This window comes from Cryobacterium sp. M91, assembly GCF_002929615.1.
Lineage (GTDB): Bacteria > Actinomycetota > Actinomycetes > Actinomycetales > Microbacteriaceae > Cryobacterium > Cryobacterium levicorallinum.
Map to the genome: position 1 here is coordinate 109,167 of NZ_PJJT01000084.1, position 24,415 is coordinate 133,581.

The 24,415-nt window shown below is 64.9% G+C and carries 27 protein-coding genes; 21 read left to right on the top strand and 6 right to left on the bottom strand.

The features are described 5' to 3' along the window. Positions 1-257: 257 nt before the first annotated feature. Complete coding sequence (locus CXY80_RS09910) at positions 258-1,262, top strand: aldo/keto reductase (RefSeq protein WP_233195237.1); 1,005 nt, start codon at positions 258-260, stop codon at positions 1,260-1,262. 3 nt (positions 1,263-1,265) lie between these two features. Here CXY80_RS09910 and CXY80_RS09915 read toward each other — a convergent pair whose 3' ends face one another. Then, positions 1,266-1,856, bottom strand: a complete 591-nt coding sequence (locus CXY80_RS09915; RefSeq protein WP_092449925.1) for a TetR/AcrR family transcriptional regulator — start codon at positions 1,854-1,856, stop codon at positions 1,266-1,268. Positions 1,857-2,112: 256 nt separating this feature from the next. Here CXY80_RS09915 and CXY80_RS09920 point away from each other — a divergent pair, with 256 nt between their 5' ends. The 4 genes from CXY80_RS09920 to CXY80_RS09935 all read left to right on the top strand — a co-directional run bounded on the left by CXY80_RS09920 (position 2,113) and on the right by CXY80_RS09935 (position 5,366). Next, entirely contained in the window at positions 2,113-3,456 is a 1,344-nt protein-coding gene (locus tag CXY80_RS09920; RefSeq protein ID WP_092449923.1) for a pitrilysin family protein, read from the top strand. Between the two features lie 64 nt (positions 3,457-3,520). Next, positions 3,521-4,123, top strand: a complete 603-nt coding sequence (locus CXY80_RS09925; protein WP_092450135.1) for a histidine phosphatase family protein — start codon at positions 3,521-3,523, stop codon at positions 4,121-4,123. Positions 4,124-4,167: 44 nt separating this feature from the next. Then, positions 4,168-4,929 carry a 4-hydroxy-tetrahydrodipicolinate reductase gene (dapB, locus tag CXY80_RS09930; RefSeq protein ID WP_104132416.1) on the top strand — a complete coding sequence of 254 codons (762 nt, stop codon included), beginning with the start codon at positions 4,168-4,170 and terminating at the stop codon, positions 4,927-4,929. Continuing rightward, positions 4,926-5,366 carry a hypothetical protein gene (locus CXY80_RS09935; protein ID WP_104132417.1) on the top strand — a complete coding sequence of 147 codons (441 nt, stop codon included), beginning with the start codon at positions 4,926-4,928 and terminating at the stop codon, positions 5,364-5,366. Before dapB ends, CXY80_RS09935 begins: the two co-directional genes overlap by 4 nt. An 11-nt stretch (positions 5,367-5,377) precedes the next feature. Here CXY80_RS09935 and CXY80_RS09940 read toward each other — a convergent pair whose 3' ends face one another. From CXY80_RS09940 to CXY80_RS09955, 4 genes are all read right to left on the bottom strand, one after another. After that, positions 5,378-6,268 (bottom strand): TIGR01777 family oxidoreductase, encoded by an 891-nt coding sequence (locus CXY80_RS09940; RefSeq protein ID WP_104132418.1) that lies wholly within the window; start codon positions 6,266-6,268, stop codon positions 5,378-5,380. 9 nt (positions 6,269-6,277) lie between these two features. Beyond that, a complete protein-coding gene (locus CXY80_RS09945; protein ID WP_092449915.1) occupies positions 6,278-6,709 on the bottom strand; it encodes an OsmC family peroxiredoxin in 432 nt (143 codons plus the stop codon). 133 nt (positions 6,710-6,842) lie between these two features. Further along, a complete protein-coding gene (locus CXY80_RS09950; RefSeq protein ID WP_092449913.1) occupies positions 6,843-7,346 on the bottom strand; it encodes a DUF4395 domain-containing protein in 504 nt (167 codons plus the stop codon). After that, positions 7,333-7,800: a thioredoxin family protein gene (locus CXY80_RS09955; RefSeq protein ID WP_134477294.1), complete on the bottom strand. Its 468-nt coding sequence runs from the start codon at positions 7,798-7,800 to the stop codon at positions 7,333-7,335. The genes CXY80_RS09950 and CXY80_RS09955 overlap by 14 nt, the downstream gene beginning before the upstream one ends. Before the next feature lie 165 nt (positions 7,801-7,965). On the opposite strand from CXY80_RS09955, the gene thyX reads away from it, so the two are divergent. From thyX to dapF, 16 genes are all read left to right on the top strand, one after another. Then, positions 7,966-8,676, top strand: coding sequence for an FAD-dependent thymidylate synthase (gene thyX / locus CXY80_RS09960; protein ID WP_104132419.1), 711 nt, complete (start codon positions 7,966-7,968; stop codon positions 8,674-8,676). An 88-nt stretch (positions 8,677-8,764) separates the two neighbouring features. Further along, positions 8,765-9,742, top strand: a complete 978-nt coding sequence (dapA, locus tag CXY80_RS09965; protein ID WP_092449909.1) for a 4-hydroxy-tetrahydrodipicolinate synthase — start codon at positions 8,765-8,767, stop codon at positions 9,740-9,742. 177 nt (positions 9,743-9,919) lie between these two features. After that, on the top strand, positions 9,920-10,225 hold the full coding sequence (locus tag CXY80_RS19715; RefSeq protein WP_199182250.1) for a hypothetical protein: 306 nt from the start codon (positions 9,920-9,922) through the stop codon (positions 10,223-10,225). Positions 10,226-10,282: 57 nt separating this feature from the next. After that, positions 10,283-10,981: an efflux RND transporter periplasmic adaptor subunit gene (locus tag CXY80_RS19720; protein ID WP_199182251.1), complete on the top strand. Its 699-nt coding sequence runs from the start codon at positions 10,283-10,285 to the stop codon at positions 10,979-10,981. After that, the gene (locus CXY80_RS09975) at positions 10,978-11,673 is read left to right on the top strand and encodes an ABC transporter ATP-binding protein (protein ID WP_104132420.1); all 696 of its coding nucleotides are present in this window, start codon (positions 10,978-10,980) and stop codon (positions 11,671-11,673) included. The genes CXY80_RS19720 and CXY80_RS09975 overlap by 4 nt, the downstream gene beginning before the upstream one ends. After that, positions 11,670-12,899, top strand: coding sequence for an ABC transporter permease (locus CXY80_RS09980; RefSeq protein WP_104132421.1), 1,230 nt, complete (start codon positions 11,670-11,672; stop codon positions 12,897-12,899). The genes CXY80_RS09975 and CXY80_RS09980 overlap by 4 nt, the downstream gene beginning before the upstream one ends. Before the next feature lie 99 nt (positions 12,900-12,998). Beyond that, complete coding sequence (locus tag CXY80_RS09985; protein ID WP_104132422.1) at positions 12,999-15,899, top strand: DNA translocase FtsK; 2,901 nt, start codon at positions 12,999-13,001, stop codon at positions 15,897-15,899. A 3-nt stretch (positions 15,900-15,902) separates the two neighbouring features. Beyond that, complete coding sequence (gene pgsA / locus CXY80_RS09990) at positions 15,903-16,496, top strand: CDP-diacylglycerol--glycerol-3-phosphate 3-phosphatidyltransferase (RefSeq protein ID WP_092449901.1); 594 nt, start codon at positions 15,903-15,905, stop codon at positions 16,494-16,496. Further along, a complete protein-coding gene (locus CXY80_RS09995) occupies positions 16,489-17,058 on the top strand; it encodes a CinA family protein (RefSeq protein WP_104132423.1) in 570 nt (189 codons plus the stop codon). The genes pgsA and CXY80_RS09995 overlap by 8 nt, the downstream gene beginning before the upstream one ends. Before the next feature lie 155 nt (positions 17,059-17,213). Further along, on the top strand, positions 17,214-17,537 hold the full coding sequence (locus tag CXY80_RS10000) for a helix-turn-helix domain-containing protein (RefSeq protein WP_092449897.1): 324 nt from the start codon (positions 17,214-17,216) through the stop codon (positions 17,535-17,537). Between the two features lie 103 nt (positions 17,538-17,640). Beyond that, complete coding sequence (locus tag CXY80_RS10005; protein ID WP_092449895.1) at positions 17,641-17,865, top strand: DUF3046 domain-containing protein; 225 nt, start codon at positions 17,641-17,643, stop codon at positions 17,863-17,865. 317 nt (positions 17,866-18,182) lie between these two features. Next, positions 18,183-19,328, top strand: a complete 1,146-nt coding sequence (gene recA, locus CXY80_RS10010) for a recombinase RecA (protein ID WP_092450132.1) — start codon at positions 18,183-18,185, stop codon at positions 19,326-19,328. A gap of 39 nt (positions 19,329-19,367) precedes the next feature. After that, entirely contained in the window at positions 19,368-20,051 is a 684-nt protein-coding gene (locus tag CXY80_RS10015; RefSeq protein WP_233195239.1) for a regulatory protein RecX, read from the top strand. A gap of 76 nt (positions 20,052-20,127) precedes the next feature. Further along, positions 20,128-21,732, top strand: a complete 1,605-nt coding sequence (gene miaB, locus CXY80_RS10020) for a tRNA (N6-isopentenyl adenosine(37)-C2)-methylthiotransferase MiaB (protein ID WP_104132424.1) — start codon at positions 20,128-20,130, stop codon at positions 21,730-21,732. Between the two features lie 5 nt (positions 21,733-21,737). Further along, positions 21,738-22,736, top strand: a complete 999-nt coding sequence (miaA, locus tag CXY80_RS10025; RefSeq protein WP_369828673.1) for a tRNA (adenosine(37)-N6)-dimethylallyltransferase MiaA — start codon at positions 21,738-21,740, stop codon at positions 22,734-22,736. A 9-nt stretch (positions 22,737-22,745) separates the two neighbouring features. Next, on the top strand, positions 22,746-23,627 hold the full coding sequence (dapF, locus tag CXY80_RS10030) for a diaminopimelate epimerase (protein ID WP_104132426.1): 882 nt from the start codon (positions 22,746-22,748) through the stop codon (positions 23,625-23,627). A gap of 172 nt (positions 23,628-23,799) precedes the next feature. On the opposite strand, the gene CXY80_RS10035 is transcribed toward dapF, so the two are convergent. Then, the gene (locus tag CXY80_RS10035) at positions 23,800-24,408 is read right to left on the bottom strand and encodes a class I SAM-dependent methyltransferase (RefSeq protein WP_104132427.1); all 609 of its coding nucleotides are present in this window, start codon (positions 24,406-24,408) and stop codon (positions 23,800-23,802) included. Positions 24,409-24,415: the final 7 nt, after the last annotated feature.

A 24,415-nucleotide genomic window follows, 5' to 3' on the forward strand; every position in this document is an offset into this window, starting at 1 on the left:
ATTCAGCCCAATTTTCGCGCAACGGCCAGTCTAACAAATCATGCGGGTACCGACTGTCGACCAACGCAGTCTGGCCCCGCCTTGAGGGTCAGCAGCACCAATTCGCCCCGTTCCGACGCACGTTTTGGTAACGGTTTAGCGTGCCGCCGGGAAATGTCGGTGGCCTCGCCTAAAGTCGGGCCAATAGCAAGCTTCACGCATCAAAAATCCGGCAGAAACGACTGGCCCGGCGAACACCCCGCGGGAGGAGAATCACGATGACCAGACAAACGCTCTCATCCTCCCTCGACGCGATGTCGATCGACCGTTCCGGGCTGGCCGAGTTGACCGTTGGTGCGCCTGTGGTCCGGCGCCAGATTCCGGGGACTGAGTTGTTCGTGCATCCGTTAGCTCTGGGCTGCAACGCCTTCGGCTGGACGGCTAACGGTGAAACCTCAACCGCGATTCTCGACGTTCACCGCGATCTGGGCGGAAATTTTCTGGACACGGCCGACAGCTTCGCCGCCGGTCGCAGCGAGGTGATCATCGGTGGGTGGCTGCGCTCGCGTCGAGCGCGCGCCGAGACCATCGTGGCCACCAAGATCGGACACAACCTCGATAACCCCGGGTTGAGCCAGCGCAGCATCGTCGGCGCCGTCGAGGCCAGCCTGGCTCGGCTCGGCACCGACTATCTCGACCTGCTCTACTTTCACTTCGACGACAAGTCCGTCGCCCTCGAAGAGAGCCTGGTTGCCGTGGACACGCTCGTGCGCGCAGGCAAGGTTCGCCATCTTGCGGCCTCCAACTTCTCGGCTGAGCGCCTGATGCAGGCCCGGGTTCTCTCGGCATTAGGCCTGCCCAAGTTCGTCGCCGTCGAAACGCCGTACAACCTCGTGCACCGTACCGAACTGGAACCGAGTATCGCGGTTGCGGCCGGTGCACAGAATCTCGGTCTCATGCCGGGCTTCGCTCTGGCGCACGGTTTTCTGGCCGGTGCCTATCGCACCAAAGCGGATGCCGCCGGCACCGCCCGCGGTCAGCTCGCGCGGGTTTATGTCAACCGGCGGTCCCTGCGCGTGCTCGCCGTGGTCGATCGCATCGCCGCCGCCCACAGCGTCCCGCCTGCGACGATCGCACTGGCCTGGCTCCTGGCCCGGCCGGATGTGGTCGCACCGATCGCTGGGGCCGGGCAACCTGATCACGTGGCGTCGCTACTGGCGGCGGCGAGCATCCGTCTCGGTCGGACCGATCTGGCCGACCTGGATCGGGTGTCGACCGTCTGATTTCTAGTCGCTCGACTCGTCGAGGACGCGCTGCACGGCACGAATCAGCGCGGTGTGGGCGCCGATCGGGTCGCCGAGGTTGGCGCCGGCGAAGGCACCGTCCCTGGCCAGAAAGAAGTCGTCCGACGCGTCACCGGGCCGGGCATGACCCATGCCGCGGAACAGGTCTTCGACGCTGCGGCCGTACCAATCGCGGTGAGCGGCGACAGCCTGACGTACCGGGTGCGTCGGGTCGGTGAACTGCGCTGCAGCGTTGATGAACGGGCAACCGTGGAATCCCTCGCGGATCACCTGAGCCGAAATTTCGGCTACGACACCGCGCAGGCGTTGCTCGGGGGTGTCGAAGCGTCGCTCCAGCTCGGCGAGAAGCTCCCGAGCGCGTCGGTCCCGACCCTGCAGGTAGACCACGATGAGGGCGTCCTTGGAACGGTAGTACTTATAGAAGGTAGCTTTGGTGACTTTGGACTCGCTGATGATTCGGTCCACACCCACGGTGTGCACGCCCTCGGTGTAGAACAGACGGTCGGCGGTGGCGAGAATGCGCACCTTCGCGTGTGTCGCCGGCCGAACGGCCTCATCTGTCAGCGTGGTCATTCGGGCTCCTCTATCGGGGGCCGTTTGGGGCCCAGATCAGCGCAAAACCGCGGGTTTGGGCAGGTCAGCTCCCAGACTGTAACACACACTAGACAGACCAGTCTGTCGGATCTGACGGCTCGGTTCGATTTGGCCAAACTGGGGGTATCGAACGGTACTGATGTTCAGCGGAACACTACTGGTGCCAGCGTTGTGGCGGTGCCTCCCCGCGGGTACGCCGGCGCGAACGGAGCGGTCAAGTAAGGTTGTGGGTGATATGAACGGTGCAGTCGACTTTCCCCTAGACCAGGCCGAACTCACGTTTCGGGCCGCCGGTGATGCCCTCGTGCGTCGAACCGTTTTGCCGAGTGGGGTGCGCATTCTTAGCGAGCAGGTACCGGGCGCCCGCAGCCTCACCATCGGCTATTGGGTTGCCGTCGGGTCGCGCGACGAGCAGCCCGGCCATTTCGGCTCCACCCACTTTCTCGAACACCTGCTGTTCAAGGGCACGCCCACCCGGTCAGCGCTCGACATTGCCATCTCCTTCGACGCGGTCGGCGGCGAACATAACGCCATGACCGCCAAGGAGTACACCTGCTACTACGCAAAGGTGCAAGACCGCGACCTCGGCATGGCCATCGACGTGCTCACCGACATGCTGACCTCGTCCAAACTGGATGCCGGTGAGTTCGAAACCGAGCGCGGCGTCATTCTCGAAGAACTCGCCATGGCCGATGATGACCCGGCCGATGTCGCCAATGAGCGTTTCTTTGAAGCCGTGCTGGGGCAGCATCCGCTCGGTCGCCCGATCGGCGGCAGCGCCGACGACATTCGCGGTGCCACCAGATCGGCCGTCTGGGAGCACTACCAGGCCAACTACCGCCCGCAGGACCTCGTCGTCACTGTCGCCGGCGCTGTTGACCACGACGTGCTCGTCGCCGCCGTCACCCGGGCCCTCGAACTGGCCGGCTGGGACCTCAGCGTCGCGCAGACCCCGGTAAGCCGTCGCGGCGGTGTCGCAGCCGATATTCAGCAGGGCCAGGCGCTCACCATCGTCAAACGGCCACTGGAACAGGCCAATCTGTTGCTGGGAATGCCCGGGCTGCTGGCCACCGACGACCGCCGCGTCACCATGAGTGTGCTCACCTCGATTTTCGGTGGCGGCATGTCGAGCCGGCTGTTCCAGGAGGTGCGCGAGAAGCGCGGCCTGGCCTACTCGGTCTATTCCTTCGCTCCCGGTTACTCCGACGCCGGGCTGTTTGGCATGTACGCCGGATGCACACCGGCCAAGGCCGGCCAGGTCGCCGAGCTCATGCTCAGCGAACTGCACCGCCTCGCCGATTCCGGCGTGACCACCGACGAGATGAAGCGGGCGTCGGGGCAGCTGAGCGGAGCATCCGCTCTCGCGCTGGAAGACTCGGACACGCGGATGTCCCGGCTGGGTCGTTCCGAGATCACCCTCGGTGAGTTCGCCGATCTCGATGAGGCCCTGCGCCGCCTCGCGCTCGTCACCGCGGCCGACGTGCAGGAGCTCGCCGCCGAGCTCGCGAGCGGGCCCGTGTCGATCTCCGCAGTTGGCGCGCTTGACGATGACGCCTTCGCGGCGATCCTCCCCGGCTGAGCCGGCCGCAAAGCTTCTGCAGTATCCGCACCCGCGGACTCCTTGAAATTCGAAATGGACAATGATGCCCCAGTACATCTACCTGGTACGCCACGGCGAGCAGCAGGATGCCGAACACGGCCTGCATGACGGTCCACTATCGCCGCGTGGCAAACGTCAGGCGTTACTGATCGCCGACCGGCTGAGCGGCGTTCCCTTCACCGGCGCGTGGCATTCACCGCTGCAGCGAGCGGCCGAAACCGCCGAAATCATGGCCGAACGGTTGCCGTCGGTGCAGAGCGAATCGTCTGCGTTGCTGTTCGACTGCATTCCTTCTGGCCGGGCTGCCGAAACACCCAAGGCCTACGACCCTTTCTTCGGCTCGGTCACAGAGGACGAAATCGCTGCCGGACGCGCCCAGATGGAAGACGCGGTCGCCGAATTTCTGCAGCCACGTCGCAGCCAGCGGCACGACCTGCTGATCACCCACAATTTCGTGATCGCCTGGTTTGTGCGTGAGGTGCTCGGAGCTCCCGACTGGCGCTGGGTCGGCATCAACCAGGCCAATTGCGGATTGACCGTGCTGCAGCAGAAACCCGGCCGTCCCTGGACGCTGGTCACCCACAACGATCTCGGCCACCTGCCGGTCGAGCTGCGCACCGGACTGCCCGAACCGCTGATGTTCTAATCGACCGGGCGTTGCTGACAGAGATCAATTGGTAGATTGGTTCCATGACAACACGGGTGGCCATTATCGGCGCAACGGGCAAGATGGGCCGCCTGGTCTCCGACCTGATCGACCGAACCGAGGGCTACGAGGTCGTCGCCCGGCTTGATTCCCGCAGCGAGCTGAGCGAGATGCTCGGCGCCGAGATCGCCGTTGACCTGACCCGTCCCGACGTCAGCCGCACCGTCGTCGACTTCGCCACCGAGCACGGTCTGCGGGTGCTCGTGGGCACTTCGGGCTGGAGCCAGGAGGGCATCGACGCACTCGGCCACCGCCTCGAGGGCCGCGACGATACCGGCGTCATTATCATTCCCAACTTCTCGATCGGATCAGTTCTCGCCACAGCGTTCTCCGCCTTGGCCGCCCGATTCTACGACTCCATCGAGATCGTCGAGGCGCACCAGCCCGGCAAGGTTGATTCGCCGTCGGGCACCGCTGTGCGCACCGCCGAACTGATCGGTCGTGCCCGCGCCGAACTGGGCCCGGTGTCTGCTCCGCACACCGACCAGCGGGCCCGCGGGCAGCAGGTCTCGAGTGTGCCCGTGCACAGCCTGCGCCTTGCCGGACTGCTCGCCCGGCAGGACGTGATTCTGGGCGGGACCGGTGAAACGCTTACGATCAGCCACAACACCCTGTCGCCGAGCGCCTACGAGAGCGGCATTCTACTGGCCCTCGCCGCGACACGCACCGCCACCGGGGTGACGGTGGGCCTGGACCAGATCGTCGACCTTGGATTCGGTTCGGACACCGCGGGAGCGAACAAATGAAGGGCAAAATCGCCGTCATCGTCATGGCGGTACTCCTGGTTTTCTACCTACTGCTTGCCGGAGTGCGCGCCATTGCGTTCATCCAGAGTGGGGAACCGGTCGGGATAGCGATCGGCGTGGCGCTGCTCGTCTTGCCGCTGATCGGATTCTGGGCGCTCGCGCGGGAGATTACCTTCGGCATCCGCTCGGAGCGGCTGGTGCGTCAGCTCGACGAACTCGGGGGGTTTCCGTCGAACGACCTGCCGGTGCGTCCGAGCGGTCGTCCTTATCGGGACGCTGCCGACGCTCAGTTTCCGGCGGCCCAGGCCGAGGTTGAGGCGGAACCCGAGAATTGGCAGTCCTGGCTACGTCTCGGCCTGGCCTACGACGCCTCCGGCGACCGCAAACGTGCGCGCGGCGCGATTCGCACGGCGATCACCCTCGAGCGCACGCGCTAGAGCCAGCGCCGCTACGGCTGGCGCAGCATCCAGGCGATCGCGGTGGCCGGCGTACGCTGAGCGAACTCGAATCCGTCGTCGAGCAGCTTCTGGGGGCTCACCTGCTGATCGGCGAGCAGCAGTTGGCGGGCGGCATCCTGTAACAGAAAAGTCAGTATCGGTTTCGGTACCGGCAGCCGGAACGGCCGGTGCAGCGCTGCGGCGAGTGTGCTGATGATGTCGTTGGCCGTCGCGGGGGTCGGCCCGACCAGGTTTACCGGGCCGGACAGGGTCGAGGTCAACAGGTGCACGATCGCCGCGGCCTCGTCGTGCAGGCTGATCCAGGCCCAGTGCTGCATTCCGCTGCCGAGCGGCCCGGCCAGACCGAGCTTGGCCAGCGGCAGCACGGGTTTGAGCGCCCCGCCCTTGGCTAAAACCAGACCGGTCCGCAGAGTGACGACGCGGGTCGATTCGGGTGCGAGTTGCGCCTCGGCTTCCCAACGCGTGACCACCTCGGCGAGAAAATCGGTGCCGACAGCGGATGCCTCGCTCAGTACTTCCCCCGGCCGATTCCCATAGATCCCCACCGCAGAGCCGTTCAGCAGAACGGTCGGCGGGTTCGTTGACCGACGCAGCGCGTCGGTCAACGTGCGCGTGGCGTGCAGACGGGATTGCAGGATTTCCTGGCGGTACCCGCTTGTCCACGGCAGCCGCGCCAGCGACGCGCCGGACAGGTTGACGACGGCGTCGATGTCGTCGAGCACGCTCGGATCCAAAACCAACGTGGCCGGGTCCCAACGAATCTCGTTGGGACCGAGGGCCTCGCGTCGTACCAGCCGCACCGGGGTGTGGCCGGCAGTTTCGACCTGGCGGCTAAGCTCCCTGCCGATGAGACCGGATGCGCCGGCAATCAGAACGCGCATGGCCTGAGCCTAGGCCAGCTCTGCTTCAATGGTGATCGGAATGCCGGCGAGCGCCTTCGAGATCGGGCAGTTCTCCTTGGCATCCTGTGCAAACGTTTCGAACTCGGCCTCGGTCAGACCGGGAATCTTCGCGCTGACCAGCAGGTGGCTGCCGATGACGCCGGTTCCGGCCGCAAAGGTGACGGCGGCGGTGGTCTGGATACTCTCGGGGGTATGGCCAGCCGAGCCGAGGGCGTTGGCGAGGGCCATAGAGAAGCACGCTGCGTGAGCGGCGCCGAGCAATTCCTCGGGGTTGGTGGTGTTCGATACCCCTTCGGCGCGAGCCTTCCAGTTCACCGAAAATTCCGCGGTATGTGAGGAATCGAGCGTGACAATTCCGGAACCGGTCGGAAGATCGCCGGTCCAGACGGTGGTTGCTTCACTCGTGAGTGTCGTGGGCATGGTGTTACCTCCAGGTGGTTGAATTCCACCCTATCCGTCAGACCTGCCCGGCGAACCTGTCCCGTCTGGGAACTTCCTGAGAGCCAGCCCGACACGACCCCGGCCCAGTTTCCCGGCTGGGCCTGGAATACCTTCAGGCGCCTCGAACCCGTGCACCCCGGTTCAGCAAGCCGAATCGTACGAGCAGCAAGTAGATCTGGCAGCCGAGGCAGTAATCGAACACAGCGTTGAGAAAGGCCGCGACGAAGGCTGCCGCCGCGGCGATGCCGACCGCGCCGGGCACTCCGGCCAGCCCGAGAGCCACGCCGACGAGCGCGACCGCGAGGCCGACGCCCTGGGCAAAGGTCGGTGGAGCGGCATCCTCGAGTTCGGCCGGGGGAGCAAGGCGGGGTCGGACGAATTTCTTGAACAGCACGCCATAGGGATGCCGTCCGGCTCCGGCCGCAGCGCCCCACGCGAATAGTCCGGTCAGCGCCGACAGCAGGATCAACGCGGCAACGGATGCCCCGGTCAGCGACAAGAAGACCACGGCGAGCAGCAGCACGGCGGTGATCGCCGCACCGAACCTGGGCCCGCGCGGATCGAGCCGGGGGCGCACCCTGGGTGGCGTCGTGATCGGCGAATCAGCGGTTGACATAGGAACTCCAAAGGGTTGTGGACCGACCCGAACCGGGCTCGAAATTGTCCAGGGCAGCGGCGATGGCAGCGCGGTTCGGCGCACCACCCACTCGTGCGCGCACCCGTCCGGCTCCATCGAGAATCAGGGTCGTCGGTGTTTGCAAAATGGAGTACCGGTTCGCTAAATCCGCGCGATGGGTCAGGTCCACGTCGACGTGCACGACGCCGGGGCGGGAATCCGCCACGGCACCAAGTAGTCGGCGGGTGCCCGGGCAGCGGGCGCACAACTCGGTCGAAAACTGCAACAGGGTCGCCGCAGCGCCGAACGGGGTCGCAGCCGCGACATCCGCTGGCCTGATGATCTGGCCGGAAATCTGGGTGACGCGACCCTGTCTGGCCCGCCAGAACAGGCCGAGCACGGTCGTGCCGGCCAGCAATGCCAACAGCAGGCCGATAGCTTCGAGGGGATTCATGGTTGCAACGCTACGCGGGCGTACTGTGAATCTCGCACTGTGACGAGAGATTACGCCGGCTCACGGTGTGGCCCGACCCCTACCTGCGGTGGATGCGACTAACCTGAACCAGTGTCTGATACCGCCGAACAAGAGCCCCGCCCTGAAATCGAATTTAGATCGGAAATGACCGTCGAACTCGTGCGCGCGAGTGCCCACGACTCCGATGTGCTGTTTGCCGCCCGGGTATCGACCCTGGGGGAGCAGACCCTGGAACAGAGTCAGCTCGAGGGGTCCGAGAGCGAGGCCGACGAGAAGCGTGACCGCGGCCTGATCAATTACCTCATGCGCGACCGCCACGGCTCGCCGTTCGAACACAACTCGATGACGTTTTACGTGCGCGCGCCCATCTTCGTGTTCCGCGAGTTCATGCGGCACCGCATTGCCTCCTACAACGAAGAATCGGGCCGCTACCGGGAGCTGGGCCCGGTGTTCTACGTGCCCTCCAACGAGCGCAACCTCGTACAAGTCGGCAAGGCCGGTGCCTATGACTTTCTGCCCGGAACCGCCGAGCAGACCGCGTTGGTGCAGCAGCAAACCCGTGCCGCCGCGATTCACGCCTACGAGGCCTACCAGCGGATGCTCCAAGCCGGCGTCGCGCGCGAGGTCGCCCGCATCGTGCTGCCGCTGAACATCTACTCCTCGATGTATGTCACACTCAACGCTCGTTCGCTGATGAACTTTCTCAGCCTGCGCACCAAGCGGGAGGGGAGTCAGTTCCCGTCCTTCCCGCAGCGTGAGATCGAGATGTGTGCCGAGCAGATGGAGACGCACTTCGAGAAACTGATGCCGCTGACCCATGCATCCTTCAATAAAAACGGTCGCGTTTCGCCGTAACGAGATTTCGTTCAGAAGTGCCCGGTTCACACGGGCACTTTTTGGGCTCTCGCCGGGCGGAGGGCGTGGAGACGATAGCCTGTAGCTCGTGTCTACCTCTACGAATCCCTTTGGCCAGGTGCTGGTCGCACTGGTCACCCCGTTTACCTTTGATGGCGAAGTGGACTGGGCCGGGGTGGAGAAGCACATCGACGACGTCATCAACGCCGGGGCCGATGGCATCGTCGTCACGGGCACGACCGGTGAGACCAGCACGCTGACCGACCCGGAGAAGATCCGCCTGGTCGAGGTCGGCAAGTCGGTCGCCAACGGCCGCGCCAAGATCATCACCGGCGGTGGCTCAAATGAGACCGCTCACGCCATGCAGCTGGCCCGGCAGAGTGAAAAAGCCGGTGCGGACGGCAATATGATCGTCACGCCGTACTACAACAAGCCGACCCAGGCCGGTATCCTCACCCACTTCCGCATGATCGCGGATGCCACCGACCTTCCGGTCATTCTGTACGACATTCCGGGGCGCACCGGCGTCGCGATCGCCTACGAGACCATCCTGCGCGCGGCCAAGCACCCCAATATTCTGGCTATCAAAGATGCCAAGGGCGACTTCGCCCAGGTCAGCCGGGTACTTAACCAGACCGACCTCCTGTACTTCTCCGGCGACGACCCCAACGTTCTGGCACACCTCTCGATCGGCGCGACCGGCCTGATCGGCGTGACCGGCAATATCACGGCCACCCCGTACCGGCACATGGTCGACGCGGTCAACCGTGGCGACCTCAAGGTCGCGACCGCCGCCCATCAGCAGCTCGAACCACTCGTGCGCGCCGTGATGACACACGTTCCCGGCACCGTGGCGGTGAAGTACATTTTGCACGGCCTCGGGCGCATCGGCAGCCCGCGGGTGCGCCTGCCCCTGGTCGGCCCGGAGGACTCCGAAGCCGCTCAGATCGAGGACGAACTCTCGCTCGTGCAGGACATCCCCGGCGTGGACTTCTCTAACTTCCGTCCGGACCGCAACGCTGCGGCCGGCGGATCGCTCCCCAAGGTCGCCGGCACCACCCGCTAAAGCGTTGATCGTGCTCGCGGCACTCGTTGGCGTTCGCGGCGCCCGTCCGTAGGGTCGCCGCGAACTGCAACGAGTGCCGCGAGCCCGGCAAACCCAGCGCGCGATGCACCTTGCCACAAAACGCTAGGCTCAGGCCATCGAGCTTGACCAGGTCCGGTCGGCCGGGTGGGGAGTCTCGTGAATATTGCACGCAAATGGGTTTTTCCCATACTTCGATTGATCGTGATTGCGGCCATCGCCGTTGCCTTGGTCAAGATTGCCTTCTACCCAGACGCCGCAGCCGACAGCAACCCGGCCGAGCCCACCGGCGTCATCGTCGAGCCCCAAATTCCGGTGGCCCTCGGCACGATCAGCAACGATGTCACCCTGCCGGGCACGGTCAGTGCAGACCCGGCCGTCGCCATCAAAGCGACCGCCGTCGGAACGGTCGACGAGATCTTCATCGCGGCCGGACAAGCCGTGAACAAAGACGACAAGATCTAAGACATCCGGGTTGAGACGATCAAAGACCCGGTCGAAACAACGGATGCCGACGGCAACGTGACCATCACCCAGCCGAAACCAGTGGTCACCTTCGCCAAGGTATTCGCGCCGATCACCGGAATTCTCAGCTCGCTCACCGTGATTCCCGGTCAGAGCGTGGCCGTTGGCGACGCCACCGGGCAGGTTGCACCGCCCACCTTCTCGGTGAGCGGCGCACTCAGCCCCGAGCAGCAGTATCGGCTGCTGACCAAGCCGACGGAAGCATCCGTTGCGATAACGAAGGGGCCGGCACCGTTCACCTGTACCGGCCTGACCATCACCACCCCGCTGGCCGGGGAATCGGCCGGTGGCGACGGCTCGGCGGGCGGCCAGGCGGGCACGAGTGGCACGACCGTGACATGCGCGATTCCGGCCGACGTGACGGTGTTCGCCGGCCTCGCCGCGCAGATCACCATCGCCGCCGGCCTGGCGGAAAACGTGTTGGTCGTGCCGACCACCGCCGTCGAGGGCTCGGCCGAGACCGGTGTCGTCTGGTTTGTGCTGGCCGACGGCGGTACCGAGGAACGCCCGGTCACGCTTGGCATGACCGACGGCACCAACGTGCAGGTCATTGACGGACTCGTCGAGGGCGATGTGATCAATCAATTCGTGCCGGGTGCCCCCGTGGCACCGGGAGCCGACGGCTGTGATACCCAACCCGATGGCAGCCAAGTCTGCTACATGCCGAGCATCTCCAGCAGAGCGATCTCCCATTGAGTCTTCTACATCTTGAGGGCGTCACCCGCACCGTGCAGCTCATCGATGCGCCGCCGCTGACGATTCTCTCCGGCATCGACCTCGACATCGACGTGGGCGACCGCGTCTCGATCGTGGGCCGCTCCGGTTCGGGCAAAACCACCCTGCTCAACCTGCTCGGGCTGCTCGACAACCCCACCAGCGGCACCATGCTGTTCGAAGACCGCCCCGTGCAGTCGCTGTCCTCCGGCGCGCGGGATCGGTTGCGCGGCCGAGAGGTCGGCTTCATCTTTCAACAGTTCAACCTGTTGCAGGGACGCACCGCCCTCGAAAACGTTATGACTCCGCTGCTCTACGCGGAGGGCCGCCAGTTCTGGCAGCGCACCCGAATCGCCACCGAGATGCTCGAACGCGTCGGGCTCGGCGACCGGCTCGGTTCACTGCCCGACAAGTTGAGTGGCGGTGAACAGCAGCGGGTGGCGATCGCTCGCTCGCTCGTGCGCGGCCCACGGCTGATTCTCGCCGACGAACCCACCGGCGCTCTCGACCTCGAGACCGGCGAAACGGTGATGGACCTGATCGACGAGGTCGCCACCGAATCCGGCGCAGCCCTCGTCACCATCACGCACGATCCCGCCATCGCCGCCCGAGCCAGCCGACACCTGCGCCTCGACCACGGCGCGCTGCAGGCCACCAGCACGGTGCCGGCATGAAGCGCGCCGTCAGTAATCTGGTAGGCGCGGTGATCGAGGCCTGGCAGGAGGTGCGCATCCACAAGACCCGCGTCATGCTGTCGTTGATCGGCGTCGCCGTCGCCGTCTGCGCCATCACCACCGTGGTCGGGCTTGGCGCGGTCGCCCAACAGGCGACCGTCGAATCGAGCGAACGCTCGGGTGGGCGCGCCGCGAGCCTCTTTCTGTCGGCATCGATGAACGACGGCTCCACCCCGCCGGGAATGCCCGAAATCTGGCGCACAGCGCTTGAACGCTACCAAATCGACTACGCCAGCCGGGTCATGAACACCAGCCAGACCGTGCAATTCGCCGACGGAGCCGTACCGGTGCAGACCCTCGGCATCGACCCGCCCTACGGCACCATGCACCGCATCACCCTCGAGGAAGGTACCTGGTTCACCGAGGCCGATACGGCCCGGCTTGCACCGGCACTGCTCGTCAACTCCATCTTTTATGACCGTCTCGGTCGGCCGGATCTGCGCACGCACCCGACCACGACCCTGATCGGTGAACGCACCACGACGGCCGTCGTCACCGGCGTCTACCCCTCACTCTCGTGGGAGACCGAACCGGCCATGTACATGCTCGCCGACGCACTCACCGCCATTACGCCCGTCGTTAGCGACCCGAACCTCCAACAATTCGGACCGCCGTCCTACGAGCTGTGGGTGCCTGTTGACGTGTCGGAGCAGCTGGTCACCGCGCTGCAACGCGACGTACAGGGCGCGCTCGGCGCCGACGCCTTCGTGCAGGTGAACCGGCAGGACTTCGCGGCCTTCCAGGACGGCGACCCCTACCTCTCGCTCAAACTCACCGTCGGCGCGATCGCCGGGCTGGTGTTGCTGCTCGGCGCGCTCGGCCTGGTCAATATCGCCCTGGTCACCCTCAAGCAGCGCATCCGGGAGATCGGCATCCGGCGCAGCTTCGGCGCCACGGCCGGGCGGGTGTTCTTCGCCGTGATGATGGAAAGCGTCGTCGCGACCGTCGTCGCCGGAATCATCGGCGTGATCGGCGCCGTCCTCATCGTCAAGAGTCCTTTTGTCGAGGATTTCATCAGCCAGGGCCAGGTCACCGACTTCCCGCCGTTCCCGGTTGAGGCAGCCATCCTCGGCCTGGTCTGCGCCACCGTCGTCGGCGCCCTCGCCGGGCTGATCCCCGCGCTCGTCGCGGTGCGCGTCAAGGTGATCGACGCCATCCGCTATTAGCAGCAAAACGGATGCCGCGGCCAGGCTTTCGCGGACCAGTCACGCGGGGCGTAGGCGTGGGGCCGAGGGAATGTCACCGGTGCTTGGTAGCGTTATTTCATGGCTACGAGCACTAAGTCGACCGGGCGTGCCCGCACCCCCGCAGCGAAGGGCGCTCCGGCGCGCAAACCCGCAACGCGGGGAGCCGGCGGCACGGCCGCGCAGAAGACGGTCAAGTTCACCGCCGTCGAGGTGAAACCAAGCCTCGGAGCCCGCGCCTGGATGGGCCTGGCCCACCTGACCGGCGGCGCAGCGCGTGCCCTCGGCCCCGAAAAACTCTCCAAAGACGAACGCCGTGACGGTCTGCCGTTCTTTCTCGTTCTGCTCGCCATCTCCGGCGCCATCGTCGAATGGTTCCTGATCAATAACTTCGTCGCTCAGCAGCTCGACGCCTACACCTTCGGCGGATTGTTCGGCCGGGTCGCCTTTGCCCTCCCGGTCATCCTTCTGCTGTTCTCCGTCTGGCTGTTTCGCAAACCGAGTTCGGTGCACGACAACGGTCGCATCGGCATCGGGCTGAGCCTGCTGCTCGTCACCATCTCCGGGCTCTGCCATATCTTCGGCGTGCAACCCGAGCCGCAAGACGGCATGCCGGCCCTCGCCCTGGCCGGCGGCGTGATCGGCTGGATGATTGCCGCCCCGCTGATCCTGCTCAGCACCTCGATCGGTGCCACCATCGTCGTCATCCTGCTGTTGCTGCTGAGCCTGTTCATCATCACCAAGACGCCGCCGAATCGCATCGGTCAGCGCTCCCGCGAGCTCTACGACTGGCTGTTCGGCGCGCAACTGACCGACGACGAAGAACGCGCGGCCGCCAGCAAGGTCGCCAAATCGGGCAAGACCGTTCAGGTCGAACTGGACGGCGTCGACGAAGACGGCCCGGAGGGCGCGCTGCCCTGGTGGCGCCGCAACAACAGCAAGCGGGAGGAAGACCCCGACTTCGGCAGTGCACTCTCGACCGAAGAACGAGGTGCCGACGCCAAGGCGGCGGACACCGCCGACCCGATGAGCGTGCTGCTCGGCGGCAACCAGTCCCGCGGCGGTTTTGACAGCGCGATCGAACCCGAAGTCACCGACCACACCGCCCCGCCGGAACGCGACCATTACGGCACCGAGGTGCTCGAAGACCTGCGCAAGGCCGAGCTCGCCGTCAAACGGTTCACCGGAGAGGTCGACCTCGGCGCGGGTCCGTCCACCGGCCTGCACTCTGACGACCCGGCCGGCCACACCGAGGTCCTTCCCGGCTTCGACGACGTCTTCCCCGAACTGAGTCAGGCAGTGGATGCCGACGGCGCGACTCTGCCGCCTCTCGCCTCCACAGATCCCCACCCTGCCATTCCGTATCTCGTGCCGGCAGCATCCACTCTCACCGCCGGCCCGCCGGCCAAGGCCCGCTCGGCCGCCAACGACGACGTGGTCAAGTCGATCACCGAAGTACTACGTCAGTTCCAGGTCGACGCGAAGGTCACCGGGTTCTCGCGTGGCCCCACGGTCACCCAGTACGAGATCGAACTCGGCCCGGGTGTCAAGGTCGAGCGGGTGACCGCCCTGAGCAAGAACCTCTCCTACGCGGTCGCCTCGAACGAGGTGCGCATTTTGTCGCCGATTCCCGGCAAGAGCGCCATCGGCATCGAGATTCCCAACACCGACCGTGAAATCGTCACCCTCGGCGACGTGCTGCGCTCGAGTACCGCCACCAACGCCACGCACCCGATGACCATCGGCGTCGGTAAAGACGTCGGCGGTGGCTTCGTCATCGCCAACCTCGCGAAAATGCCCCACCTGCTCGTGGCCGGTTCCACCGGTTCGGGAAAGTCGAGCTTCGTCAACTCCATGATCACAAGCCTGCTGATGCGGGCCAAGCCGAGCGACGTGCGCATGGTGCTGATCGACCCGAAACGGGTCGAGCTCGCTGCCTACGCCGGCGTGCCCCACCTGATCACGCCCATCATCACGAACCCGAAGAAAGCGGCCGAAGCGCTGCAATGGGTCGTGAAAGAGATGGACATGCGTTACGACGACCTCGCCAGCTTTGGCTTTCGCCACATCGACGACTTCAACAAGGCCGTCAATAACGAGGAGATCGTGCTGCCGGTCGGCAGTGAACGCAAGCTCAAGCCGTACCCGTACCTGCTGGTCGTCGTCGATGAGCTGGCCGACCTCATGATGGTCGCCCCGCGCGACGTCGAAGACTCGATCGTGCGTATCACCCAGCTCGCCCGCGCCTCCGGTATCCACCTCGTGCTCGCCACGCAGCGTCCAAGCGTCGACGTCGTCACCGGGCTGATCAAGGCCAACGTGCCCTCCCGGCTCGCCTTCGCCGTGACGAGCGTCACCGACTCCCGAGTCATCCTCGACCAGCCGGGTGCCGATAAGCTCATCGGTCAGGGGGACGCGCTGTTCCTGCCAATGGGCGCGTCCAAGGCCGTGCGCGTGCAGGGCGCCTGGGTGACCGAAGACGAGATCGAAAAAGTCGTCAAGCACGTCACCATGCAGGCCAGGCCCGACTATCGGCCCGATGTCTCCATGGTCGCCCCGCGTAAAGAGATCGACTCCGACATCGGCGACGACCTCGAAGTGCTGCTCGCCGCCGCAGAACTCGTCGTCTCCACCCAGTTTGGGTCCACGTCCATGCTGCAGCGCAAACTGCGGGTCGGCTTCGCCAAGGCCGGCCGCCTGATGGACCTGCTCGAGTCCCGCGAAATCGTCGGCCCCTCCGAGGGCTCCAAGGCCCGCGACGTGCTCGTCAACGCCGAACAGTTGCCGAGCGTGCTCGCCCGCCTGCGCGGCTCCGACGACGAACAGCACGCCCTCAAGGCTCAATCCGACGATTCCCGTGCAGCCGCGGCACCCGACCCGCGCTACGCCGACGACCCGGTGGAGAAAATGTCGCAGGGGTATCCTGAGGTCGACGGCACCGAGGACGACGAGGATGCCTGGAAACTAACGGGCAGGGACTGAACCATGGCATCACCGCAAGCATCCGTCGCCCGCCCGAGCAACTGGAACCTGCCCAACCTGATCACGGTCGTACGCATCCTGCTCGCCCCCGTCTTCATTTGGATGCTGCTGGCCGACAACGGCGCCCACGACGCACTGCGCTGGGCCGCCGCCGTGCTGTTCATCATCGCGATCGCCACCGATGGAATCGACGGCATGATCGCCCGCCGCCACAACCTCGTCACCGACCTCGGCAAGATCCTCGACCCGATCGCCGACAAGATCCTCACCGGCGGCGCCCTGGTCTGCCTCTCCATCCTCGACGAGTTGCCCTGGTGGGTGACCATCGTCATCCTGGTGCGCGAAATCGGCATCACCGTGTTCCGATTCGTCATGCTACGCGACCGGGTCATCCCGGCCAGCCGCGGTGGCAAGCTCAAAACCGTGTCCCAGTCGGTGTCGATCTCGCTCGCGCTGCTGCCGTTCTGGCTCGTTTTCGGCGAGTGGGTGCACTGGCTCAACACGGCTACCATGACCATCACCCTGATCCTCACCGTGGTGTCCGGCCTCGACTACCTGCTCTCGGCCTGGCGCCTGCGCAAGCACGACGATGCCTGACCCGGCCGACTCGATCGACCTCCCCGACGTCACCCTTCGCGCCCGCACCGCTTCAGGCGATCTGCAAGCGGATGCAACGGCCGATTTGATCGCGCAACTCACCATTCGGCACCTCACCATTGCGGTCGCCGAGTCACTGACCGGCGGGCTGCTCGTGGCCGAACTCGTGCGCATCCCTGGGGCATCCGTTGTGGTGCGCGGGGGAGTCGTCGCCTATGACTCGGACCTCAAACGGAGCCTGCTTCAGGTCGACAGCAGCGTGCTCAACGTTCATGGCCCCGTGCACGCCGACGTCGCCAAGCAGATGGCCGTCGGTGTACGCACACTCCTCGCCGTCAATGATGTGCGCGCCGACGTCGGGGTGTCCACGACGGGCGTGGCCGGACCGGGCCCCGATGGTGGCCACACGGCCGGAACCGTCTACATCGGGCTCTCCAAAGGCACCGGATCCTGGGCGGTGCCCCTGCAACTCGATGGAGACCGAGCCGAAATTCGCACCGAAACGGTGCGCCAGGCCATCCTTGCTGTGCGTGCGCTGATAGCGCGCGGTGACGCGGAATAGTTCTTGTTACGGGCTGGTTACATCGAAGGAATACATAAGCAAAGTCCAACGTATTTCGGTTAGTGTCAGCTTGTCAGAGGAATGACGTAGTGTAAGCACCAACTGGAACTTCAGTAGTTTGGGCTCGAGTTATTAAGGTATAGAAGGAGGTTCCGATGATTCTTGTTCGTCAGGAAATCGGCGATGTGCTCAGGGACTTCCGCCTGCAAAAGGGGCGTACCCTGCGTCAGGTCGCAAGCAAAGCCAGCGTCGCGCTCGGCTACCTCAGCGAGGTAGAACGGGGACAGAAAGAAGCCTCCTCGGAGATTCTCGCGTCCGTGGCCGATGCACTGGAAACCCCGATTTCGGTCATCATGCGTGAAGTTGGTGACCGTCTCGCCGTCATCGAGGGAATGGATCAGTTCCCCGACACGGTACCCGACGACCTCGTCACCACGTTCGATTCCGGGCTGATGTCGTTAGACAGCGGCGCGCGCTAGTCGCCCCACCGATTCAAAACAATAAGGCCACCGTCGACACCTTGTGTCGGCGGTGGTTGTCTTTCAGGAGTGTGTGTGTTCAGATTCGGGTGGAGGCAGCGCCGTGCGATTGAGTGAATTTCGCACCGCGCTGAAGGAAGAATTCGGCGACGGTTACGGCCGAGTGCTCACCCGTGACCTCGTGCTCACCCCGCTCGGCGGACGCACTGCCGATCAGGCACTCGCAGCCGGCGTCCCGGCCCGTGACGTGTGGCTGGCACTGTGCGCCGCGGTCGACGTGCCGCGCAGTCGTTGGTATGGCGCTGGCATCCCGGCCCCTCGCCTGTAACAGACTGGACTTCACCTTAGGCCTCTGATTCGACACGCCGTGCACAATATCCGGGAATGCTCGAATACCTGTTCGGCTTTGATAGGCTCCTCAACAGCAGACTTTCTGACAGGTTCTCCACTGTTCGATCGTGCTCCCGGCCAATGTCGGAGGTGCGGCGTACAGTCGAATTTGTCAGAGAAAGTCGGCGATTGCCTTGTCGAAACGGGCATCGGGGTCCTCTCGATGAGCGGGCCGACAGCCTATAGGCGCCACCAGGCACGTCCCGAAGCTCCGTTCAAAGCGAGCGACCGTGCAGAACCCAGGAGATGAAGACCATGGCATCACAAGCGAACCGCGAGAAGGCCCTCGAAACCGCCCTCGCGCAAATCGATCGTCAGTTTGGCAAGGGCTCGGTCATGCGCCTCGGCAGCGACGAGCGTGCCCCCGTTGAAACCATTTCTACTGGGTCGATCGCGCTAGACGTCGCGCTCGGCGTAGGTGGACTGCCGCGTGGCCGCATCGTGGAGATCTACGGTCCGGAATCCTCGGGTAAGACCACGCTCACCCTGCACGCCATCGCGAATGCGCAGAAGAACGGTGGCATCGCCGCGTTCATCGACGCGGAGCACGCCCTCGATCCGGAATACGCCAAGAAGCTCGGCGTCGACATCGATGCCCTGCTGGTCTCGCAGCCCGACACGGGCGAGCAAGCCCTCGAAATTGCTGACATGCTCGTGCGAAGTGGGTCCATCGACCTCATCGTTGTCGACTCGGTTGCTGCCCTCGTGCCGCGTGCTGAGATCGAGGGCGAGATGGGTGATTCCCACGTGGGCCTACAGGCCCGGCTCATGTCGCAGGCGCTCCGCAAGCTCACCGGTGGTTTGAGCCAGACCAACACCACCATGATCTTCATTAACCAGCTGCGCGAAAAGATCGGCGTCTTCTTCGGTAGCCCCGAGACCACGTCGGGCGGTAAGGCACTCAAGTTCTACGCGTCGGTGCGCCTTGACATTCGCCGCATTGAAACCCTCAAAGACGGAACCGAAGCCATCGGTAACCGCACCCGGGTCAAGGTCGTCAAGAACAAGATGGCACCGCCCTTCAAGCAGGCTGAGTTCGACATCATCTATGGCATCGGAATCTCGCGCGAGGGCAGCCTGATCGACTTCGGAGTCGACCAGGGCATCGTTAAGAAGTCCGGTGCCTGGTACACCTACGACGGCGACCAGCTCGGTCAGGGTAAAGAGAACTCGCGCAACTTCCTGCTCAAGCACCCCGAGATGGCCAACGAGATCGAGAGCAAGATTCTGATCAAGCTCGGCATCGGCCCGGAGGGCATCGCGGCCAAGGCCGCCGAGAAGGCCGCAGCGGCGATTGTCGCTGAGGCCGAAGCGAAGGCTAAGGCAGAAGCGGATGCCGCGGCGGTACTCGATGGTGGTCCGGTCGCCATCAAGGTACCGGCAGCGCGCAAGAGCGCCTAACCGAGACCACCGCACGACAACGAAAGGCAGGTCACGGGAATGGTTCACTTCGAACCCAAGAATGACGCAGCACCACAAGCAGACGCCGGCTTGGCTCCCGTGACCTACCTGCCCGGTGCGGCTCCGGGAATGAAGCGCCGCTCGCCGCTGCAGGCAGCGGCCAGCGAACCCGACGCTGAGATCGACGACGTCGACGCTGACGCTGACGCCGAAACCGATGCAGACGCCGACGCGCTCGACCAGCGTGAGCGGGCCGAGAAGGTGCTGTTGCACCGGTTGCGTGGCCGTTCCCTGTCCACCGTCGAGGCCCTGCTTGTCTTGAACGGCACCGGGGTAGACTCCGGCGAGGCGAGTGAGGTCATCGAGAAGTTCATTCAGCTGCAGTACCTCGATGAGGCCAAGCTCGCCGATCAGATCATTCACAGCCACAACGTGCGCAAGGGTCTCGGTCGCACCGGTGTTGAGGCTGAAATGCGGCGGCGCAAGCTCGATCCGAGCGTCATGATGGACAAGCTCGAAGAGCTTCCCGACGACGAAGCTGAACGTGCCATCGACCTGGCCACCAAGCGCATGGGTCAGATGGAACGTTTCGACGACCAGACCATCGACCGTCGACTCACCGGTTTTCTCATGCGCAAGGGCTATAGCTCGGCCGCCGTACGATTGGCGGTCAAAGCCGCAATGGACAGCCGCGGTGGCGGCTCGCGTGTGCGCTTCCGCTAATGCTGCCGCCCGTTATTTCTGACCGCGCGTCGCACACGGCTCGCACACCGAATTGCTCGCGTAAACTATACCCACTATGAGTATCGTCGCCCCCGCACTTGCCCGCCGAACCGTGATCACCCCCTCGGTAGCCGCGATCGACGCCTCGGGGCGTGCGCGCACCTATGAGGTGCGCACCTTCGGCTGTCAGATGAACGTGCACGACTCCGAACGCTTGAGCGGCTCTCTCGAAGCCGCCGGCTACGTCTCGGCGAACGGCGGTGAGGCCGACATCGTCGTGATCAACACCTGCGCCGTACGAGAGAACGCCGACAATAAGCTCTATGGCAACCTCGGCTACCTCGCCTCGGTCAAGCGCAAGCATGAGGGCATGCAAATTGCCGTCGGTGGGTGCCTCGCGCAAAAGGATAAGAACACCATCCTCGAGAAGGCGCCCTGGGTGGACGTCGTCTTCGGAACGCACAACATGGGCTCTCTTCCGAGCTTGCTCGAGCGGGCCCGCCATAACGGTGAGGCGCAGCTCGAGATTCTCGAGTCGCTCGAAACCTTCCCGTCCACCCTGCCGACCAAACGTGACTCCAGCTACAGCGGCTGGGTCTCCATTTCGGTTGGCTGCAACAACACCTGCACTTTCTGCATCGTGCCCGCCCTGCGCGGCAAAGAGAAAGACCGCCGTCCGGGCGAGATCCTCGCCGAGATTCAGGCCCTCGTCGACGACGGCGCCATCGAGGTCACCCTGCTCGGGCAGAACGTCAACTCCTACGGCGTTGAATTCGGCGACCGCCTCGCCTTCGGTAAGCTGCTGCGCGCGGCCGGCAAGATCGACGGGCTGGAGCGCATCCGCTTCACCAGCCCACATCCAGCCGCGTTCACCGATGATGTCATCGACGCCATGGCGGAGACGCCCTCTGTCATGCCCCAGCTGCACATGCCCCTGCAGTCCGGGTCCGACCGGATCCTCAAGTCAATGCGCCGCTCCTACCGCTCGGCGAAGTTCCTCGGCATCCTCGACCGCGTGCGTGCACAGATGCCACACGCCGCCATCAGCACCGACATCATCGTCGGCTTTCCCGGCGAAACCGAGGAAGACTTTCAAGAGACCCTACGGGTCGTTGAACAGGCTCGCTTTGCCACTGCGTTCACCTTTCAGTACTCGATTCGTCCGGGTACCCCGGCCGCGACGATGGCCGACCAGGTTCCCAAGGCCATCGTGCAAGACCGCTACGAGCGTCTCGCCGCCCTGCAGGAACGTATCTCCCTCGAAGAAAACCAGGCCGTCATCGGTCGCGAGGTTGAACTGCTCGTCGCCAACGGCGGTCGCAAGGACAGCGACACCCACCGCCTGAGTGGGCGCGCCCCCGACAGCCGGCTCGTGCACTTCGACGTACCGGCCGGTTCGCCACGGCCACGTCCCGGCGACGTGGTTACGGTCGTCGTCACCCAGGCCGCACCGTTCCACCTGATCGCTGACTCGACCACCGACGCGCCCCTGCGCATCCGTTCCACCCGTGCCGGGGATGCCTGGGACCGCCTTGAAGCCGAATCCTGCGGCGTTCCGTCACACGGTGGAGCAGCTGGCGGTACTGGTCCGGTCTCGCTTGGCCTGCCGACCATCGGTCTGCGAGTCGAGAGCGGCTCGAGCACCATCCCCATCTACAACGTGAACGACGACGAGCGTTAGGAACGGTGTCGCCTGAGAAACCGGTGCCAGCCGAACCATTGGGGTCAGCTGCCTTGCAGGTGCTGATCGCGATCGTCGGATCGACCGGCACCGGTAAGTCGGAGTTGTCCCTTGATCTGGCCGAACGGCTGATCGAGCGCGGCCAGCCGGCCGAAATCGTCAACGCCGATGCCATGCAGCTCTATCGCGGCATGGATATCGGCACGGCAAAACTCACCCTCGCGGAACGCCGCGGTATTCCGCACCACCTGCTCGATGTGCTCGAGGTGACCGCCGAGGCCACCGTGAGCAATTACCAAACGGATGCCCGTGCAGCGATCACCGAGATCATCGCGCGTGGCGCCGTGCCGATCCTGGTCGGCGGCTCGGGATTGTATGTCTCCTCGGTCGTGTTCGACTTTCGGTTTCCCGGCACTGATCCGGAGCTGCGCGCCCGGCTCGAAGCTGAGTTGATCGACAGTGGACCCGGCCTGATGTACGCCCGGCTGCAGGCCGTCGACCCGCAGGCTGCACAGAGCATCGGCCCGAGCAACGGCCGGCGCTTGGTGCGGGCGCTAGAAATCGTTGAGCTGACCGGTGCCCCGCACCTGGCCGCCCTGCCGGACGAGCCAGTTTACTGGCGCGCCAGCGTCTTGCTTGGCCTCCGCACCGCGCGCGAACAACTGACCCCTCGGCTCGACGCCCGAGTAGAGCGGATGTGGGCGGTCGGCATCGTCGACGAAGCACGCGGGCTGCTCGCGGGCGGCATCGAAGACGGCGTGACGGCGAGCCGTGCGATCGGCTACGCCCAGGCCCTCGGTCAGGTGCACGGAACGCTCGGCCAGGCCGAGGCGATCGAGGCAACCCAGCAACTCACTCGGCGCTATGCCCGCCGCCAGGTGAGCTGGTTCAAGCGCTACGCCCACACCCACTGGATCGAATCCGACGCGGCCGACCGGGTCGATGACGCGCTCGCGCACGTCGACCGCGCCGTGACCGCAGAGTACGCAGCGACCGCCCCGTAAACTGGCAGCATGGGCATCACTCTGAACTTCACCAAGGGCCACGGCACGGGGAACGACTTCGTGCTGTTCGCTGATCCAGACGGAAAACTGGAACTGACTCCGGCACAGATTCGTGCCGTGTGCGACCGCAAGTTCGGAGTCGGTGCCGACGGCATTATCCGTGCCGTGCGCAGCCAGAACCTGCCCGACGGTACTGCCGCCCTCGCCGAAGACGACGCGGCCGAGTGGTTCATGGACTACTGGAATGCCGACGGCACCGTCTCGGAAATGTGCGGAAACGGCATCCGCGTCTACGCCAAATTCCTGATCGAAAACAACCTTGCCGAGCTGTTACCCGGTGACACCCTCATTATCGGCACCCGCGGCGGCGTGCGCGACGTGCAGCGCAACGCCTCCGGTTTTCAGGTCGACCTCGGTCGGTGGAAGCTTGACGGCACCGAGCCGCTCGTGCGCACCAAGAACCTGCCCGTGGCCCGTCCGGGCCTCGGCATCAACGTCGGCAACCCGCACACGGTCGTCGCACTCGCCGACGACGACGAGCTGGATGCCGCTGACCTCACCTTCATTCCGCAGCTCGACCCGGAACCAGTCGGCGGCGTCAACATCGAATTTGTGGTGCCGAACGACCCGCTCGTCGTCAACGGCGTTGGGCGGTTCCGCATGCGCGTGCACGAGCGTGGCAGCGGGGAGACACTGTCGTGCGGCACCGGAGCGGTCGCGGCGGCCCTGGCTACCCGGCACTGGGCCGGGAAAGCGGCACCGCATCAGTGGCGGGTCGAGGTTCCCGGCGGCGTGCTCGGGGTACGGATGTTCCCGGCCGAGGATGGCGAGCACGTGTCGCTGTCCGGGCCGGCGGAGCTGGTGTTCGACGGGGTTCTGAACCTAGGCTGACACCGGTTTCTGGAGGTGGGGCCGGGCCGGCGGGTCATCCGCTCCTCGCTCAAACATTCGGACCTTCCGGGCGGTCTCCGCGAAAAGCGTGCGGAAACCTCCCAAAAGACCCGAAAACTCGCAACCCCGCGGAAAACCCCGCCGCCCCGGCCGGTTGACCGGAATTTGGGGACTAAGAGCGGTGCACCTGGAGTACTCGGAAGCCCTTGCTGATGGCCTCGCGGGTGGTCTCAAAGGTGTCGGGGAGTTCGGCAGCGAGCCAACGCTGGAGTGAGTCAGAGCCGAGGTTTCGCTGGATGACGAGCCAGGCATCCGCTTCGGATTCGAGGCGGGGCAGCCAGGTCTGCATGAGGCCGTGCAGCTCGTCCTTGCCGACGCGGATGGGCGGATTCGACCAAATGGTGCGAAAGCTGATGTCTGCGGGCACGTCGGCGGCGAGCACGGCCTTGACGTTGGTCAGGCCGAGGGTCGCGGCGTTGGTGCGCACGAGGTCGAGTGCGCGCTCGTTCACGTCCACGGCCCACACGGTGGACTCGGGGGAGGCCAGGGCGAGATGCAGCGCGATCGGACCCCAGCCGCAGCCGAGGTCGAGAAAATGACCGGTCAGGGGCGGCTCGGGGGCGTATTTCAGCAGTACCTCGGTGCCGGTGTCGATGTGGGCGGGGCTGAACACCGAGTTGGCGGTCGTGAGTTCATGATCCTGCCCGTGCAACTGCACTGTGATCTGTCGGGTTTTCAGTACGGTGCCGGGCGCCGGAGAAAAATAGTGGTCGGACGACATAGGAGGA

Coding starts and splice junctions, on each gene's coding strand:
- CXY80_RS09920 (WP_092449923.1), top strand. CDS start 2,113: ATGAACGGTGCAGTCGACTTTCCCCTAGACCAGGCCGAACTCACGTTT.
- dapB (WP_104132416.1), top strand. CDS start 4,168: ATGACAACACGGGTGGCCATTATCGGCGCAACGGGCAAGATGGGCCGC.
- CXY80_RS09945 (WP_092449915.1), bottom strand. CDS start 6,709: ATGCCCACGACACTCACGAGTGAAGCAACCACCGTCTGGACCGGCGAT.
- recA (WP_092450132.1), top strand. CDS start 18,183: ATGGCATCACAAGCGAACCGCGAGAAGGCCCTCGAAACCGCCCTCGCG.
- dapF (WP_104132426.1), top strand. CDS start 22,746: ATGGGCATCACTCTGAACTTCACCAAGGGCCACGGCACGGGGAACGAC.
- CXY80_RS09940 (WP_104132418.1), bottom strand. CDS start 6,268: ATGCGCGTTCTGATTGCCGGCGCATCCGGTCTCATCGGCAGGGAGCTT.
- CXY80_RS10000 (WP_092449897.1), top strand. CDS start 17,214: ATGATTCTTGTTCGTCAGGAAATCGGCGATGTGCTCAGGGACTTCCGC.
- CXY80_RS09985 (WP_104132422.1), top strand. CDS start 12,999: ATGGCTACGAGCACTAAGTCGACCGGGCGTGCCCGCACCCCCGCAGCG.
- CXY80_RS10015 (WP_233195239.1), top strand. CDS start 19,368: ATGGTTCACTTCGAACCCAAGAATGACGCAGCACCACAAGCAGACGCC.
- pgsA (WP_092449901.1), top strand. CDS start 15,903: ATGGCATCACCGCAAGCATCCGTCGCCCGCCCGAGCAACTGGAACCTG.
- CXY80_RS09950 (WP_092449913.1), bottom strand. CDS start 7,346: ATGTCAACCGCTGATTCGCCGATCACGACGCCACCCAGGGTGCGCCCC.
- thyX (WP_104132419.1), top strand. CDS start 7,966: ATGACCGTCGAACTCGTGCGCGCGAGTGCCCACGACTCCGATGTGCTG.
- miaB (WP_104132424.1), top strand. CDS start 20,128: ATGAGTATCGTCGCCCCCGCACTTGCCCGCCGAACCGTGATCACCCCC.
- CXY80_RS09980 (WP_104132421.1), top strand. CDS start 11,670: ATGAAGCGCGCCGTCAGTAATCTGGTAGGCGCGGTGATCGAGGCCTGG.
- CXY80_RS09935 (WP_104132417.1), top strand. CDS start 4,926: ATGAAGGGCAAAATCGCCGTCATCGTCATGGCGGTACTCCTGGTTTTC.
- CXY80_RS10035 (WP_104132427.1), bottom strand. CDS start 24,408: ATGTCGTCCGACCACTATTTTTCTCCGGCGCCCGGCACCGTACTGAAA.
- CXY80_RS09915 (WP_092449925.1), bottom strand. CDS start 1,856: ATGACCACGCTGACAGATGAGGCCGTTCGGCCGGCGACACACGCGAAG.
- CXY80_RS09955 (WP_134477294.1), bottom strand. CDS start 7,800: ATGAATCCCCTCGAAGCTATCGGCCTGCTGTTGGCATTGCTGGCCGGC.
- CXY80_RS09910 (WP_233195237.1), top strand. CDS start 258: ATGACCAGACAAACGCTCTCATCCTCCCTCGACGCGATGTCGATCGAC.
- CXY80_RS09995 (WP_104132423.1), top strand. CDS start 16,489: ATGCCTGACCCGGCCGACTCGATCGACCTCCCCGACGTCACCCTTCGC.
- CXY80_RS09925 (WP_092450135.1), top strand. CDS start 3,521: ATGCCCCAGTACATCTACCTGGTACGCCACGGCGAGCAGCAGGATGCC.